Raw genomic sequence first — 15,767 nt, 5'->3', positions numbered from 1 at the left:
ACTCTCGGTTGGTGCCGCAGCCGATCATCCTCGACGTCGATACCGGGATCGACGACTCCCTGGCCATGCTCTATCTGCTCGCCTCGCCCGAGGCCGAGATCCTCGGGATCGCGGCCACGGCGGGCAATGTGCCCGCCGTGCAGGTGGCGGCCAATACGCTCGCCGTGCTTGATCTGGGCCGGGCACCCGAGATCGAGGTGGCGCTTGGGGCGGCCGAGCCGCTGGCGATCCCGCTGCGCACCACCGAGGACACGCACGGCCCGCAGGGACTCGGGTACGCGGTGCTGCCGCTGTCGCCGCGCGCGGTGTCGGATCGGTCGGCGGCGCGGATGTGGGTGGAGCTGGCGCGCGCGAATCCCGGTGCGGCGATCGGGTTGTGCACCGGCCCGCTCACCAATCTCGCGCTGGCGTTACGGCTGGAACCGGAGCTTCCCCGGCTGTTGCGCAGGCTGGTCGTGATGGGTGGCGCGTTCAATCATCCCGGGAACACGACGCCGACCAACGAGTGGAACATCCATGTCGACCCGGAAGCTGCCAAAGAGGTGTTCGACGCGTTCTCCGCGGCACCACCGGATCGTCGGCCGCTGGTGTGCGCGCTCGACATCACCGAGACCATCGAGATGCGGCCCGAACATCTCGTACGCCTGGCCGAGGCGGCGGGCAGTCCCACACCGGATCTGGTGGCGGCCGACCATCCGGCCGAATGGCGTTCTGCCGCCACGAATCCGATCGTGCGGTATCTGACCGACGCGGTGCGGTTCTATTTCGACTTCCACCACCAGTACGACCTGGGGTATCTCGCGCACATGCACGACCCCTTCGCCGCCGCCGTCGCACTCGACCCCGACCTGGCGACCACCCGGCCCGCGACTGTCGACGTGGAGTTGGCGGGCACCATCACCCGGGCGACGACCGTGGCCGACTGGACGGGCATGTGGGGCCGAGAACCCAACGCCGACATCGTGATCGGCACCGACCCGGCCGTGTTCTTCGACCGCCTCGTCACCCGCGTCGGAGCGTTCGCGCGACGCCTGTACCCGGAGCAACCATGACCATCGATACCGTCACTTATCTCGCCGACTTCCGCCGCAGGCTGGAGCTGCCCGCGATCGTCGACGTGCACACCCATTTCATGCCCGACCAGGTGATGCGCAAGGTATGGGCCTACTTCGACACGGCGGGCCCCCTCACCGGCCGCCCCTGGCCGATCACCTATCGCGACGACGAACAGGTACGCCTGAAAACGTTGCGCGACTTCGGTGTTCGGGCATTCACCGCACTGGTGTACCCGCACAAACCGAATATGGGTGAGTGGCTCAACGAGTGGACCGCCGAGTTCGCCGCCCGCACCCCGGACTGCCTGCACACCGCGACCTTCTACCCCGAACCCGACGCGCCACGGTATGTGGCCGACGCGATCGAGCGCGGTGCGCGAATCTTCAAGGTGCACATCCAGGTCGGCTCGTTCTCCCCGCTCGACCCACTGCTCGACCCGGTGTGGGCGATCCTGGCCGACACCGGCGTCCCCGTCCTCATCCACTGCGGTTCGGGCCCCGCCCCTGGCGAGTTCACAGGTCCCGCCCCCATCGCCGAACTCCTGCGCCGCTTCCCCACCCTGTGCCTGATCATCGCCCACATGGGCACCCCCGAATATCGCGAATTCCTCGACCTGGCCGAGCAATACCCCCAGCTCTACCTCGACACCACCATGGTCTGGACCGATTTCACCGAAACAGGTGCCCCCTTCCCCGCCGACCAACGGGACCGCCTACTCGCCTTCGGCCACCGCATCCTCTTCGGCAGCGACTTCCCCAACATTCCTTACCCCTACGCCGAGGCCATCGCCGCTCTCGAACGCCTCGACCTCGGCCCCGACTGGCTCCGAAAGGTCTGCCACGACAACGCCGTCCACCTGTTCGACCTCGACGCGTCCTAGCCCTTCCGCGTCGAGCGTCCGTCCAGACGATCGCTGCTATCCACCCGCCGCGACTGTGAATCGAGCGCGCCGGTGGGCGGGACGTTCAGCTTCATCGAGCAGTGCCACCGCGAAGTCCTCCATCGAGATCCAGGATCCGCCGTCGGCGTCGACCAGAAGCTCGTCGGCGCCGACCCGGTAGTTGCCCGTGCGCACGCCCGGATCCAGTTCGGCCGGTGGGCTCAGATAGGTCCAGTCGGCGGTCGTGTGCGCCCGGCAGGCCGCCAGTTGCTCCGCGCACGCCTGCGCGATGGCTGCCAATTCCACCGGGAATCCCGGTGTTTCGTGCAACATGGTGCCCACGCTTGGCACCAGTAGCGTTGCCGCGCCGCCGACGACCAGCAGCCGGACACCACTACGCGCGACGCCGTCGAGCATGGCCGCGGCGACGACCGACAGTTCCGGTTCACGCCCCGGAGCGGGACGAGTGGCGGCGACCACGACATCTTGCCCCGCGCTGAGCACTGCGACCTCGTCCGCGTTCGCGGCATCGCCGATACGCACCCGGACACCGTCGGGCAGACGCACGGCCCGGCGCACGACCGCGGTGACGTCGTGTCCGCGCGCGATCGCCTCGGACACCACCCGACCACCGACTGCCCCGCCCGCCCCGAACACCGTGATACGCATGATCAAACCTCCTGTGTGACAGCTCGTCTGCCGCACACAGAAATATATCTCAATGTTGATCTAATCAATGATGAGGTATCTCACCATCGAAACATCAAGGCAACTTGGAGCCGTAGACCGCGAGGCGGACGCGGTTGTCGGTGCCGGTTTTGTCGAGCAGGTTGACGATGTGGGTTTTGACGGTGCTCACGCCGAGGTGGAGGTGGTCGGCGATCTCCTGGTTGCCGTGACCTTCGGCTACCAGGCGCAGGACCTCGCGTTCGCGGGGGGTGAGATCAGCTGGGGGCGAGGGGGTTTCGGGTGGGGTAGTGAGCGCTCGGGTGACGAGTCTGCGGAGCAGGGTGGGTGAGAAGAGGAGGTCGCCTTCGACGGTGCGGCGGATGGCGTCGAGGAGGACGTCGGGGTCGGTGTCTTTCACGAAATAGCCTGTCGCGCCTGCGGACAGGGCGGGGAACAGGTGTTCGTCGTCGTCGAAAGTGGTCAGTACCAGGACCTTCGCCCGGGGCTCGGTGGTGAGAATCTGCCGCGTGGCACCTATACCGTCGAGTCCTGGCATGCGCAGATCCATGATCACCAGGTCGGGACGTAGTTCGGTGTGCAGGCGGACCGCTTCGACGCCGTCTGCGGCTTCACCGGCGACGGTGATGTCGTCGGTGTCCTCGATGAGCATGCGCAGTCCGGCCCGGATCAGGCGTTGGTCGTCGGCGAGTAGTACGCGGATCACTCTTGTCCTCCTCGAGGCCGGTCCGGCAGGTGGGCACGCACGACCCAGCGCTGGTCCTCGGCGGTGGTGGTCAGTGTGCCTCCGGCGAGTTCGGCGCGCTCACGCATACCGATGATGCCGTGGCCGGGCGTTGTCGCGGCATTGTCGGCACCGCTCACGACGGTCAGCGTGATGCCGTCGTCGTCCTGGTCGATCGAGAATCGCACCGGCACGACGTGATTCGCGTGCTTCATGACATTGGTGAGCGATTCCTGCACCAACCGCAGCAGAGTGAGCCTGCGGATGGCGTCGAGCCCACCCAGGTCACCGATTGTCGGCTCGACAGCGAATCCGGCGGCTCGTACGCGTGCGACGGCGGCGTCGACCTCCGCACCGACGGCGTCTGGCTCCACCAGCGCCACCTCCCCCAGCGCGGGATCGCGGAGCACCGCGAGCAGTCTCCGGATGTCGCCCAGCGCGTCGGTCGCTGTGGCCCGGACATCGTCGAGGACCGCCGTGATCCGCGGATCCGCCTGCCGTACAACGTGACCGGCGACCGAGATCCGCAAGATGATCGAGGCCATGTGGTGGGCCACCACATCGTGCAGTTCCCTGGCCATCGCCGCTCGCTCGTCGAGGCGGGTGCGCGCCTCGGCGTCGGCGGCGCGCAGGCGCAGATTGTCGGCCAGCTCGCGTTGCCCGCGCAGGTACAACCCCAACAGCAGCGGCAGTCCCACGTAGGCGACGCCCTCGACGAGGGTGGAAGCGCGACCGATGGAGGTGTCGTGCAGCCCGATCCACCCGAGGACAACCGCCGCCGCCCACCCACCGGTCGCGAGTGCGACAGTCAGGCGCCGGTGGGTCCGGGCGACGACATCGACCAGCGCCACCGCTCCGAGATACGGCACCAGACCGGCGACACCCCACGCCTCGGTACGGAACATCGGGACCGCCAGAGCTGAGAGCATGAGCGACACCGCCAACGGCCACCGCCGCCCCACAGCGAACACCACGGCGGCGCTCATCGCGAGCACCCAATAGTGCACAGGGACCCGGAACTGACCTGGGTACGTACTGGCCGACAGCAGCACCGGGACCACGGCCACCGGCAGCCACCGCAGCAGGCGGCGCAGGTCAGGGCGAGCACGGACATCGATCACGTTCCCACCGTATGCGTCGACCGTGGAAGGCCCGACCGCCCGCGACCCCGACACACCGGACCGTCCGCCGCCGCACGCCCGGGGCGCCGTAACGCGGCGTGTAGCCGATCGCGCAGTGTCGCTATGGACGGCCCGGAACGGCCGCCGCCGGGCATGGCCGGGTTCACGTCGGCCGCGCCGCCCCGGATACATCACGGGCGTGCGCCGCCCGACGTCACCGTCGGCTCGGTCCGAGCGCGCGCTTGTGTCCACCGCCAGGAATGTGCCGCGTCGCCGTCGTGGCGGGCAGCGGGGGCGGGAGCGACGCTCCAGCGGAGCTCGCGACTTTCTCGGCCGCCCGGGACTTCGCGCCGATGGGATTCGGCTGCGACCGGCGGCCCCTGGGCTCCCGGAGGCATCGTCTACTGGAGACCAGGATCATCCGCAATCCCTATAGCAGCTCGCAAAAGGGCGCGCAAGGGTCGGGCGGTCGGAATTTCGGGGTGGTGGTCGGGCCGGTGGGCTGAGTCGGGCGCGGAAGAACCGGGCGAAGCTGGTGGTTCCCACACAGAGATGGAGTTACCTGTGGTTTCGCGACGAGGTTTCCTCACCGGCTTGGCTCTAGCACCGGTGGTGTATGCGGCGGGGTGTTCGGTTCGGCCGTCCGTTTCGGCCGCGCACGGTACTCGTCCATTGCCGATCCCGCCGCTCGCGCCGTCGTCCGTCGGTGTCGACGGTGTCCGGCGGTTCACCCTGCGCGCCCAGGCGGGCTCGACCGAGATGTTGCGTGGGGTCTCGACACCCAGCTGGGGTTACAGCGGGTCGGTGCTCGGCCCGACGGTGCGGGCGCGGCGCGGTGAGCGGGTCGAGTTCGCGATCAGCAATGCCCTGCCCGAGGCGACGTCGGTGCATTGGCATGGCATGCACCTGCCCGCGAAGTTCGACGGCGGACCGCATCAGATGATCGCGCCGGGCGCGGTGTGGACGCCGAGCTGGACGGTGCGGCAGCAGGCCGCGACCCTCTGGTATCACCCGCATCCGCACGGTGCGACGGAAAAGCATGTGCACCGAGGTCTGTCCGGCTTCTTCCTCATCGATGACGATGCGGCTGAGGCACTTCCGCTACCGAAAGAGTATGGGGTGGATGACATTCCACTGGTGATCCAGGACCGCCGATTCACCACCGACGGCGCGGTGGACGAGTCCGACCCCACCGATGTGGGCCTGCTGGGCGACACCATCGTCACCAACGGCATCGCGGGCGCGCACCTGGAGGTCACCACCGAACGGGTGCGTTTGCGCATCCTCAACGGCTCCTCGGGCCGCCTCTACAACCTCGCCCTCGCCGACGGCCGGACCTTCCACCTGATCGGCACGGACGGCGGCCTGATAACGAAACCCGTTGCGCTGAAACAGATCCAGCTCAGCCCCGGCGAGCGCGCCGAGATCGTGATCGCGCTGCGTCCCGGTGAGAACACCACGTTGCGGTCGCTGCCGATCACCGACCGCGCGGGCATCGACCGTGCCGCCGAGTTCGGCTTCGACGACACCTTCGACATCCTCGCCCTCCAGGCCGCCGAAACGCTGCGCCCCAGCGCGCCCCTACCCACGTCCTTGATCCCGATGGCCGCACTCGCCGCCGCGACGACCCCGGCGACACGGTCCTTCGACCTGCAGTGGTTCATGATCAACAACCAGCGGATGGACATGAATCGCATCGACATGACCATCCCCGTGGACACCACCGAGGTCTGGTCGGTGCGCAACAAGGACAACTGGCCGCACAACTTCCACGTCCACGATGTGCAGTTCCAGATCCTCACCGTCGACGGAAAGGCCCCTCCCCCAGCACTGTCGGGCTGGAAGGACACCGTCTACACGAGTTCCGGTAGCACCTACACCCTGGCCATGCGCTTCGCCGACCACACCGACCCCACCTACCCCTACATGTTCCACTGCCACCTACTCCATCACGAGGATCAGGGGATGATGGGTCAGTTCCTGGTCCTCGCCCCGGGACAGCGCCCGGCGCCGATGCGCATGGACATGGGCGCCATGGGTCACGGCTGACCGATCACGCGGCGCTGAGGTAGCGCACCAGCGCGTCGACCAGTTCGCGGGTGCCCTCTTCACGCTGGGCACCGGTGTCGAATCCGTCCAGGTGGGCGCCGAATTCGACGAGGGTGAGTTTGGTGCCGGTGCTGGTCGGTTCGAATTCCCAGGTGGCGACCGAGGTGGAGATGTGGGCGCCGTTGATCCACATGTCGTAGGTGTAGACGAGGCGTTCGTCGTCGATGATGTCGGTGTAGGTCGCGACGAAGCGGGAGGTCATCTTCCCTTCGAAGGTGCCCTCGTTGACCTCCTGGCCGCCGACACGGAAGTCCAGCGAGACCTCACCCTGCTCCCAGCCTTCCTCGCCACCGAACCAGCGGCTCTTGATCTCCGGATCGGCGAAGGCCTGGAAGGCGACCGACGGCGCCACGGGCAGCTCGCGCTCGATGGTGAACTGGGCGTGCTTGACGGAACGGGTCACGGTGTTCATTGTTGTTCTCCTTCTGAGGATTTCGCTGTTTCGGTGAGCAATGCGGTCAGCCGGTCGAGCTGCCGTTCGGCGGGTGGGCGCTGGCGTCCCAGCCAGTCGATCGCGGGCCCGAAGGCACCGGGAACCAACTGGTAGGTGCGCACGCGCCCGACCTTGGCCGAGGCGACGATCCGCCCCGCTTCCAGGGCTTTGAGGTGCTGCACGATCGTCGGCATCGCGACGTCGAAAGGCGCCGCGAGTTCGGAGACCGATGCGGGTCCCCGCGACAGCCGTTCGACGATCGCCCGCCGAGTCGGATCCATGAGCGCCCGGAAGACATCGTCGAGTCTCCCGTCCGCTTCACCGCTCGAATACTTAGGCACATGCCTAAGTATTCACACAGATGACCTCTCGCGCAACCCCAGGACGAGAAAAACCCACCGCGTCCGCGCGGTGGGTCCCGGAAGACCCTCGTCGGTCCAGGTCAGGCGAGTCGGGCCAGGAAGAGCCCACAGAGTGCGATGGCGCTGTTCAGCCGCTTCCACAGGCGCACCATCGCGAGCTCTAGGATGATGCCGATGCGATCGGCGCAGGTGGTGGCCTCTGCCAGCGCCATCCGGTCGTAGACCAGGTCCGGGTCGCTGAGGATCTCGTCCAGGCGCAGTCCCGATACCGCCTGATCAGTCGTGAGGCCGAATTCCGGCAACCAGGTGAGCCGCCACCGGCCGTCTCCCCCGAGAACCGCCTGCTCGGGGGTCTTGTCGCTACCCATGATCCGATCGGTGCGGTAGATCGCCATCACTACCTCCTCGGCAGTCGCTTGCGGCGTCCACCTTCCAGCATCCACGGAAATCGTGGCAGACAACAGCTGGCGAATAGAGTGGTAACGGAATATCATCCACGAACTTCGAGGTGAAAGGTCATGAACCCCAGCGGACAACGCCTCGATAGGCAAGCCTTACCGTGGTCAGCTATCGCAGGGCGATCGTCAACTCCGGTCGAATGCCGTGAGAATTTCCTCGGCGGCGAGAGCGGGGGTGAGTTCCCCGGCGCGGACGGCCGATTCCACCTGCGCGCGGACCTCTTTCACGCGCGGATTCTCGGTCAGACGGCGCAGGATCTGGTCGTGCACCATGGTCCAGGTCCAGTCGACCTGCTGACGGCGACGCTTCTCGGCGAACTCCCCCGCCTCGGTGAGCACCCGTCGATGTTCGAGCACGGTGTCCCAGAACTTGTCCAGGCCGAGGCCTTCCAGCCCGCTCATGGTCAGCACCGGGGGTTTCCACAGTGCGTCGTGCGGGTGGATCAGCCGCAGCGCACCGGCCAGTTCGCGCGCGGCGCCCTTGGCCTCGATCTCGTGCTTGCCGTCGGCCTTGTTCACCGCGACGAGCTCGGCCAGTTCCAGCACGCCCTTCTTGATGCCCTGCAACTGATCGCCGGTCCGGGCCAGGGTCAGGAAGCAGAAGACGTCGACCATATTGGCGACGGTCACTTCGGACTGCCCGACGCCGACTGTCTCCACCAGGATCACGTCGTAACCGGCGGCCTCGAGCAGCACGATCGTTTCGCGGGTCGCCTTGGCGACGCCACCGAGGGTGCCCGCAGTGGGCGAGGGCCGGATGAACGCATCGGCTTCCAGCGACAACCGCGCCATCCGGGTCTTGTCGCCCAGGATGGACCCGCCGGTACGGGTGGAGGACGGATCGACGGCCAGCACCGCGACCCGGTGCCCCTTGCCGAGCAGGTACATGCCGAGCGCGTCGATGAACGTCGACTTTCCCACGCCCGGAACGCCGGTGATCCCGACCCGGTTCGACACCACCGCACCGGGTTCGGCGCTCACCCGCAGCAGCAGTTGCTGGGCGAGTTCGCGGTGATCGGACCTGGTCGATTCGACCAGGGTGATCGCCCGGGCCAGCGCGGCCCGCTGACCGGCGCGGATACCGTCCGCGAGCGCGTCGACGTCGATGGTGCGCGGTGTCCGCGCCACGGCTCGTTCGCCGTTGCGGGGCGCCCCGACACCCGCCGTGGTGCCAAGGCGGGGATGCCCACCCTGTGCGGCCTCGTTCATGTCCGTGTCCCTCCGACCGGCACCGGTCCGCGCTGCCGCCGACCCGGTGCCTCGACCGTTCGCCCGTCACCCGCCCGCACGGGCAGGCCCGAACCCGCCGCACCGCAGGCACATTCGCGCGCGGCGCAGCAGGTGGACCGCATCATGCGGGGGCGTCGTCCCCGAGCTCGTGCCCGAGCGAGGCGCCGAGCTTGCGCAGCAGGTCGATCGCCGCGTCGGCGATGACGGTGCCGGGCGGGAAGATCGCGGCGGCGCCCGCTTCGTAGAGCTCGTCGAAGTCACCGGGCGGGATGACGCCGCCGACGATGACCATGATGTCGGGGCGACCGACCGAGGCCAGCGCCTGCCGCAGGGCGGGCACCAGCGTGAGGTGACCCGCGGCCAGCGAGGAGACACCGACGATGTGCACGTCGTTGTCGGCCGCCTGGCGCGCCACCTCTTCGGGGGTCTGGAACAGCGGGCCCACGTCGACGTCCATGCCGAGGTCGGCGAAGGCGGTCGCGATCACCTTCTGGCCGCGGTCGTGCCCGTCCTGGCCCATCTTGGCGACCAGGATGCGGGGGCGACGACCCTCGGCCTCGGCGAACTCCTCGACCAGCGCGATGGCGGCACCGATGTTGGATGCCTTGCCTGCTTCGTCACGGTACACACCGGACAGGGTACGGATCTCGGCCTGATGGCGGCCGTACACCTTCTCCAGCGCGTCGGAGATCTCACCGACGGTGGCCTTGGCGCGGGCCGCGTCGATGGCCAGCGCGAGCAGATTGTTCTCCATGCCGCCCTCGGAAGAGGCTGCCGCACGGGTCAATTCGGCCAGCGCCTGCTCGACCGCGACCGGGTCACGTTCGGCGCGCAGACGTTCCAGCTTCTCGATCTGCTCGGCACGCACCCGCGAGTTCTCGACCTTGAGGACCTCGACCTCGTGGTCCTCTTCGACCTGGTACTTGTTGACGCCGATCACCGGCTGCTGCCCGGTGTCGATCCGCGCCTGGGTGCGGGCAGCGGCCTCTTCGATGCGCAGCTTCGGAATGCCTTCCGAAATCGCCTGCGCCATGCCGCCGTGCGCTTCCACCTCGGCGATGTGGGCGCGGGCCCGCTCGGCGAGCTGGTGGGTGAGCCACTCGACGTAGTACGAGCCGCCCCACGGGTCGATCGGGCGGGTGGTGTTGGACTCCTGCTGGATCAGCAGCTGGGTGTTGCGGGCGATGCGGGCGGAGAAGTCCGTCGGCAGCGCCAGGGCCTCGTCGAGGGCGTTGGTGTGCAGCGACTGGGTGTGCCCCTGGGTCGCGGCCATCGCCTCGATGCAGGTGCGCGCCACATTGTTGTAGGCGTCCTGGGCGGTCAGCGACCAGCCCGAGGTCTGCGAATGAGTGCGCAGCGACAGCGATTTCGCACTCTTGGGCTCGAACTTCGACACCAGTTCGCTCCACAGGAGGCGTCCGGCGCGCAGCTTGGCGACTTCCATGAAGAAGTTCATGCCGATGGCCCAGAAGAACGACAGGCGCGGCGCGAACTTGTCGACGTCCATACCCGCCGCGATGCCCGCGCGGATGTACTCCACACCGTCGGCCAGCGTGTAGGCCAGCTCGAGGTCGGCTGTCGCGCCTGCTTCTTGGATGTGGTAGCCGGAGATGGAGATCGAGTTGAACTTCGGCATCTTCGCGCTGGTGAAGGCGAAGATGTCGGAGATGATCCGCATCGAGGGCTTGGGTGGGTAGATGTAGGTGTTGCGGACCATGAACTCTTTCAGAATGTCGTTCTGAATGGTTCCGGCCAGCTGCTCGGGTGTCACGCCCTGTTCCTCGGCGGCGACGACGTAGAGCGCGAGGATCGGCAGCACCGCGCCGTTCATGGTCATCGACACCGACACCTGGTCGAGGGGGATCTGGTCGAAGAGCTGGCGCATGTCCAGGATCGAGTCGATCGCCACACCGGCCATGCCGACGTCACCTTGGACGCGCGGGTGGTCGGAGTCGTACCCACGGTGGGTGGCCAGGTCGAAGGCCACCGACAGACCCTTCTGACCCGCCTGCAGGTTGCGGCGGTAGAAGGCGTTGGAATCCGCGGCGGTGGAGAAGCCCGCGTACTGGCGGATCGTCCACGGCTGGTTCACATACATCGTCGGGTAGGGCCCACGAAGGAACGGCGCGACGCCGGGCACCGTGTCGAGCGGATAGCCCTCTGCGACAACGGCATCACGGTCGGCCTTGGTGAACACCGGCGGCACGTCGATGCCCTCCGGGGTGGACCAGGTGAGCTGGTCGGCGGTGGTGTGGTTGGCCGAGGCCGCCTCGGCCACGAACTCCCGCACCTGATCCGCCTCCACGGCGGCGGGCTCGGGGGCCCGCTCGGTGAGCGGCACCTCGGCGAAACTGCCGATGCGGTGCTCGATATCGGATGTGGTCATCAGGCTCCCACCTTCTCCAGCAGCTGCGACAGGACCGCGACCGCGTCGATGCGCAGACTCAGGAATCCGTCTGGACGCTGCGTCCCGCTGTAGTGCTCGACGGCCTTGTCGGGGCCCGCCAGCAGCACGGTATCGATCCCGGCGGCGCGCAACGCGTCGACCGCGGCGCCCGCTTCCTCACCGTAACGCTTGTCCGCACCACACAGCACGGCGATGTGCGCACCGGATTCGGCGGCGGCGGTGGCGATTCCGTCGACGGCGAGCGGACCCGGGTTGACCGACTCGATACCGCCCGAGGCCAGCACGTTCGCCGTGAAGATCGTGCGCGCGTTGTGTTCGGCCACCGGACCGAGGGCAACGATCAGCGCCTTGGGCCGCGCACCGTGTGCGGCAAGATACGCATCGGAGCGGTTGCGCAGTGCCTCGAACGCGGCACCGTAGCGCACCAGCGAGGCCTGTTCGCGTGCCTGCTCCGACAGCGGCGCCTCGGCCAGGTTCGGGAACTCGTTGACGCCGGTGACGGCGGTCTTGCGGTGCGCGATGTCGGCGGCGCGCGCGGCGGCGGTCTCGGCGATGCGCGCGGCGATCAGACCGGTGTCGAGCGCGGCCGGGTAACCCCCGGCGGCCTCGATCTCCTGCATGAATTCCCAGGCTTTGGCGGCGAGTTCATCGGTGAGCGATTCGACGTACCACGAACCGGCACCCGGGTCCCGCACGTGCCCCAGGTGGGATTCCTCGAGCAGCAGCAGCTGGATGTTGCGCGCCATCCGCTCCGAGAACGACTGCGACACACCGAGTTCGCCTGCGGGCAGCGCGGAGTCGAACGGCAGCACGGTCACCGAGTCGGCCCCGCCGACACCGGCGCCGAAGGCCGCGAGGGTGGTGCGCAGCAGGTTCACCCACGGATCGCGCTGGGTCATCATGGCCGCCGACGTGACGGCGTGCTGCGGGGCGGCCCCGAAGGCGGGGGCACCGCACACCTGGGCCACCCGCGCCCAGAGGCGCCGCGCGGCACGGAATTTCACGATGGTGGCGAACTGGTCGTCGGTGGCCGCGTAGCGGAACTCGAGTTGACCGAACGCGTCCGCGATGTCGACGCCCGCGTTCGTCAGCGCGCGCAGATAGGCCAGACCGGCGGCGATCGCGGCGCCGAGCTCCTGGGCGTCGGCCGCACCGGCGTTGTGGAACGCGGTGCCGTCGACGGTGATCGCTCGCACCGATTCGGGACGGGCGATCGCGCGACGGGCCAGTGCGACAGCCTGCTCGACATCGAGATCGGCGTGCCCGGTGAAGGCGTCGGTGAGCGGCGCGGCGCCGAGACCGACCCGGATCTGGGCGTGGTCCTCGAGCTGGTAGCCGTCGAGCACCTCGAACACCTGCTCGGCGGCCGCGCTCACCTCGGCACCCGCGACGAGCGACAGCGGCGCGAGTTCGAACAGCACTCCGGACAGGGCGGTCGCGATCTGGGTCACCGGCACGCCGTGTGCGCCGACCCCGAGCGAGATCGCGCTGACGCCGTTCTCCAGCCCGGCGAGGATGGCACGGTTGGTGCTCGCGGCATCGGGCGAACCGGCGAAGGCGCCGACGAACCAGCCGCGCTGCGGGTCACGGGTGGCGTCGCCGCCGCGCACGAACGGGAAGGTGCCGGGCAACGGCTGCTCGGGCAGCTCGTCGCGGCGGGTGTAGAGCGGGGCGATGGTGAGCCCGTCATAGGTGGTCTCGTCGAGCAGATGCTCGGGCTCGGTTGGCAGCTCGGCGAGATCGACCCGTCGCGCCTTGGCCAGCACGCCTGCCACACCCTTGCGCCAGGCGGCGTACTCGGGCACCGGATCCGGTGCGAGACCTGCCCCTGCCTCTGAACCAATCGGCATAGCTGCTGTTCTCTCCTCCGTCACGGCGAACCGGGATGTGTCCGGTTCGCTCCCGATGCTATCTGTGACATGGTGTCCACCCGCTGGGGCCATCCCCTACCGACCGGTACGCTGACGCGGTGCTCCAGCTGATCCGCTCCCCTCGACTGCTGCTGACCCTGGCCGGGTCGGCAGCCCTGTTCGTGGTGGCGATGCTGGTTCCGCTGCCGGGTCCGCAGCAGGTCAGGGACTGGGCAGGCGGTGCGGGCCCACTGCTGCCCCTGGTGTTCCTCCTCTTCTATTCCGTTGTCGCGGTGGCGCCGGTGCCGCGCACGGTGCTGACCGTCACCAGCGGAGTGCTGTTCGGCCCGCTGCTCGGTTCGGTCATCGCGCTCGGGGCGACCGGAGTGAGTGCCGGTCTCGCCCTGCTCGGGGTGCGGGCGATCGGTCGGGCGCGGGTCGCCGAGCACCTCACCCATCCGGCCGTGCGGGCGGTCGACCTGCGGCTGGCGCAGCGCGGCTGGCTCGCGGTCGCCGCATTGCGGCTCATCGCGTTCGCGCCGTTCTCGGTGGTCAACTACTGCTGCGGCCTGTCGTCGGTGCGGTTCGTTCCGTACCTGATCGCCACGGTGATCGGCTCGGCGCCCGGCACCATCGCGACCGTCGTTCTCGCCGACGCGCTGACAGGCGGCACGCACCCGGCCGCGATCGCGGTGTCGCTGATCTGTCTTGCCATCGGGTTGCTGGGCCTGGTCGTCGACGTGCGGATGCCGGTCGTCGCCCCGGAAAGCGATGCCCCTACTCCAGGGGCATGGTGTCGCGCCGGTGATCGATCACAATTGAGAAAGTGATCTTCTTCACATCTGGAAGTTGTGACTAAGCGATCTTTCAGAATTCTCACAGAGTTATAGACTCCAGATAGCCCAGGGTTCGCCAGCTACATCCGGTGCGGGATCCAGAGCAACACCCGGTGTCGCGTCCCGTCTTCACCGCTTCCGTTCATCGCCGTTCTCGGCACGTTCTTCCACCATGAGGTGACCCGGCATGGAATACACCCATCTCTCCGATTTCCGCATCCGATCCGGCGATCTGTCGATCTGGACCCCCGAGCTCGCCTCGCCCGACTCCTGGCACGACGACGAACGGCCCTTGGCCAGCGTGCATGCCCAGTACCTCGGCTTCCTCGACCCCGACGATCCGCAGCCCGGTCGCGGCCGCTGGATCGGCACCATCTTCGAGATGGACGCCCCGCTCGACGCGCACGCCTGGGCGCGCACGCTCGAGCTGTGGCACGACCGGCACGAGGGCTTCCGCACCACGGTCGCGCCGACCGGCGACGGCGACTACCACCGCATCACCACCGCGCCCGGAACCATCCGCGTCACCTCCGCCGCGGTCGCCGACCTCACCGACGGCGAGCAGATCAACGAGTTCCTCTGCGACGCACTGGAACTGCGTCTCTCGGCACTGGTGTGGCCACACCTGCTCGTCGCGACGGTCGCCCACGACACCGACGACTTCACCGTCCTGGTCGCCGCCGACCACTCGGTGCTCGACGCGTACTCCCAGGCCGTGCTGATCCTGGAACTGCGCACCCTCTACACCGCCGTCACCACCGGCGGCGAGATCCGCGACTCCTCGACCTTCGGCAGCCCCGCCGATTTCGCCGCCATCGAGCGCGCCGCCGCCGAGGAACTCACCCCCGACTCCCCCGCCGTGGCGGTGTGGCGGGATTTTCTCGGCACCCCCGGCTCCCCGATGCCCCGTTTCGGCGCGGGCATGGTCGCCGAACTCGACGGTGAGCACGCCCAGCCGAGCGTCTCGCGCACCCTGCTGACCATCGACGAACTCGAGGAAGTCGAGGCGCGACTGGACCAGCTCAAGCATCGGCTGTCAGTCACGGTCTTCGCCGCGTTGGCCGTGGCCTGGCGTGAGGTCTTCGGTCAGGACCGTTTCCGCACGGTGATGCCGATCGCGACCAGACCGGATCTGAGCTGGCTCGAGTCGATGGGCTGGTTCGTCAACGTCGTCCCCGTCGACATCACCCTGCCCCCGGGCGCCGACATGGTCGCCGCGCTCACCGCCACCAGGGCCGCCCTCAAACGCGGCCACATCTGCAACGACGCTTCCTGGGGGCGTTCACTGGCCATGGTCGGCGCGATGGAGGGACCGACCTTCGGCGCGTCGTTCCTCGACATCCGGATGCTGCCCGACTACGAACTCGTGGCCGACCTGCGCGGACGAACATTGCGCGCGGTGTCGTACTCCACCGAGGAGGTGTACTTCTGGGTGGTGCGCGGCCCCGAGGGCCTCTATGTCTCCACCCGGTATCCCGCGGGTCTGCCCGCCGAAGTCATGGACCGCTACCTGACCGAATTCGCCCGGGCCATGTACGCGGTGACAACGATCGCCGCGCCCGCCTCGGTCGCGCCTGCCGCCGACGTGTCGGCGGCATTGAGCGCGAGCTGACC

14 protein-coding genes are annotated in these 15,767 nt (G+C 68.2%); 5 read left to right on the top strand and 9 right to left on the bottom strand.

Features of this window, described 5'->3' with window-relative positions; genetic code table 11:
- The first annotated feature begins 11 nt into the window (after nucleotides 1-11).
- Entirely contained in the window at nucleotides 12-1,052 is a 1,041-nt protein-coding gene (locus NC7_RS14085) for a nucleoside hydrolase (RefSeq protein ID WP_067983110.1), read from the top strand.
- Complete coding sequence (locus NC7_RS14080; protein ID WP_067983109.1) at nucleotides 1,049-1,936, top strand: amidohydrolase family protein; 888 nt, start codon at nucleotides 1,049-1,051, stop codon at nucleotides 1,934-1,936. Before NC7_RS14085 ends, NC7_RS14080 begins: the two co-directional genes overlap by 4 nt.
- 36 nt (nucleotides 1,937-1,972) lie before the next feature.
- Here the strand turns inward: NC7_RS14080 and NC7_RS14075 are convergent, their stop codons facing one another.
- From NC7_RS14075 to NC7_RS14065, 3 genes are all read right to left on the bottom strand, one after another.
- The gene (locus NC7_RS14075) at nucleotides 1,973-2,605 is read right to left on the bottom strand and encodes an NAD(P)-dependent oxidoreductase (RefSeq protein WP_067983108.1); all 633 of its coding nucleotides are present in this window, start codon (nucleotides 2,603-2,605) and stop codon (nucleotides 1,973-1,975) included.
- Between the two features lie 94 nt (nucleotides 2,606-2,699).
- Entirely contained in the window at nucleotides 2,700-3,329 is a 630-nt protein-coding gene (locus NC7_RS14070) for a response regulator (protein WP_067983107.1), read from the bottom strand.
- A complete protein-coding gene (locus NC7_RS14065; protein WP_373861253.1) occupies nucleotides 3,326-4,465 on the bottom strand; it encodes a sensor histidine kinase in 1,140 nt (379 codons plus the stop codon). Before NC7_RS14065 ends, NC7_RS14070 begins: the two co-directional genes overlap by 4 nt.
- 555 nt (nucleotides 4,466-5,020) lie before the next feature.
- Here NC7_RS14065 and NC7_RS14055 point away from each other — a divergent pair.
- Nucleotides 5,021-6,517, top strand: coding sequence for a multicopper oxidase family protein (locus NC7_RS14055; protein WP_067983101.1), 1,497 nt, complete (start codon nucleotides 5,021-5,023; stop codon nucleotides 6,515-6,517).
- 4 nt (nucleotides 6,518-6,521) lie between these two features.
- On the opposite strand, the gene NC7_RS14050 is transcribed toward NC7_RS14055, so the two are convergent.
- From NC7_RS14050 to NC7_RS14025, 6 genes are all read right to left on the bottom strand, one after another.
- The gene (locus NC7_RS14050; RefSeq protein WP_067983099.1) at nucleotides 6,522-6,989 is read right to left on the bottom strand and encodes an SRPBCC domain-containing protein; all 468 of its coding nucleotides are present in this window, start codon (nucleotides 6,987-6,989) and stop codon (nucleotides 6,522-6,524) included.
- Nucleotides 6,986-7,351, bottom strand: coding sequence for an ArsR/SmtB family transcription factor (locus tag NC7_RS14045; protein ID WP_067983097.1), 366 nt, complete (start codon nucleotides 7,349-7,351; stop codon nucleotides 6,986-6,988). The genes NC7_RS14050 and NC7_RS14045 overlap by 4 nt, the downstream gene beginning before the upstream one ends.
- A gap of 101 nt (nucleotides 7,352-7,452) precedes the next feature.
- Complete coding sequence (locus tag NC7_RS14040; protein ID WP_067983095.1) at nucleotides 7,453-7,767, bottom strand: hypothetical protein; 315 nt, start codon at nucleotides 7,765-7,767, stop codon at nucleotides 7,453-7,455.
- 189 nt (nucleotides 7,768-7,956) lie between these two features.
- The gene (meaB, locus tag NC7_RS14035) at nucleotides 7,957-8,958 is read right to left on the bottom strand and encodes a methylmalonyl Co-A mutase-associated GTPase MeaB (protein ID WP_067983702.1); all 1,002 of its coding nucleotides are present in this window, start codon (nucleotides 8,956-8,958) and stop codon (nucleotides 7,957-7,959) included.
- Between the two features lie 223 nt (nucleotides 8,959-9,181).
- Nucleotides 9,182-11,446: a methylmalonyl-CoA mutase gene (gene scpA, locus NC7_RS14030; protein ID WP_067983091.1), complete on the bottom strand. Its 2,265-nt coding sequence runs from the start codon at nucleotides 11,444-11,446 to the stop codon at nucleotides 9,182-9,184.
- Entirely contained in the window at nucleotides 11,446-13,317 is a 1,872-nt protein-coding gene (locus NC7_RS14025) for a methylmalonyl-CoA mutase family protein (RefSeq protein ID WP_067983087.1), read from the bottom strand. Before NC7_RS14025 ends, scpA begins: the two co-directional genes overlap by 1 nt.
- Nucleotides 13,318-13,436: 119 nt before the next feature.
- Here NC7_RS14025 and NC7_RS14020 point away from each other — a divergent pair, with 119 nt between their 5' ends.
- Complete coding sequence (locus NC7_RS14020) at nucleotides 13,437-14,147, top strand: TVP38/TMEM64 family protein (RefSeq protein ID WP_067983086.1); 711 nt, start codon at nucleotides 13,437-13,439, stop codon at nucleotides 14,145-14,147.
- 193 nt (nucleotides 14,148-14,340) lie between these two features.
- Nucleotides 14,341-15,765 carry a condensation domain-containing protein gene (locus NC7_RS14015; RefSeq protein ID WP_067983084.1) on the top strand — a complete coding sequence of 475 codons (1,425 nt, stop codon included), beginning with the start codon at nucleotides 14,341-14,343 and terminating at the stop codon, nucleotides 15,763-15,765.
- The last annotated feature ends 2 nt before the right edge of the window (nucleotides 15,766-15,767 follow it).

The sequence above is a fragment of the Nocardia caishijiensis NBRC 108228 genome, assembly GCF_001612825.1.
Lineage (GTDB): Bacteria > Actinomycetota > Actinomycetes > Mycobacteriales > Mycobacteriaceae > Nocardia > Nocardia caishijiensis.
This window is presented reverse-complemented; position numbering and strand designations above follow the sequence as displayed.

What these genes read in the sequence shown, in the direction of transcription:
- NC7_RS14080 (WP_067983109.1), top strand. Translation starts at nt 1,049, where the DNA reads ATGACCATCGATACCGTCACTTATCTCGCCGACTTCCGCCGCAGGCTG.
- NC7_RS14075 (WP_067983108.1), bottom strand. Translation starts at nt 2,605, where the DNA reads ATGCGTATCACGGTGTTCGGGGCGGGCGGGGCAGTCGGTGGTCGGGTG.
- NC7_RS14055 (WP_067983101.1), top strand. Translation starts at nt 5,021, where the DNA reads ATGGAGTTACCTGTGGTTTCGCGACGAGGTTTCCTCACCGGCTTGGCT.
- NC7_RS14050 (WP_067983099.1), bottom strand. Translation starts at nt 6,989, where the DNA reads ATGAACACCGTGACCCGTTCCGTCAAGCACGCCCAGTTCACCATCGAG.
- NC7_RS14040 (WP_067983095.1), bottom strand. Translation starts at nt 7,767, where the DNA reads ATGGCGATCTACCGCACCGATCGGATCATGGGTAGCGACAAGACCCCC.
- scpA (WP_067983091.1), bottom strand. Translation starts at nt 11,446, where the DNA reads ATGACCACATCCGATATCGAGCACCGCATCGGCAGTTTCGCCGAGGTG.
- NC7_RS14025 (WP_067983087.1), bottom strand. Translation starts at nt 13,317, where the DNA reads ATGCCGATTGGTTCAGAGGCAGGGGCAGGTCTCGCACCGGATCCGGTG.
- NC7_RS14015 (WP_067983084.1), top strand. Translation starts at nt 14,341, where the DNA reads ATGGAATACACCCATCTCTCCGATTTCCGCATCCGATCCGGCGATCTG.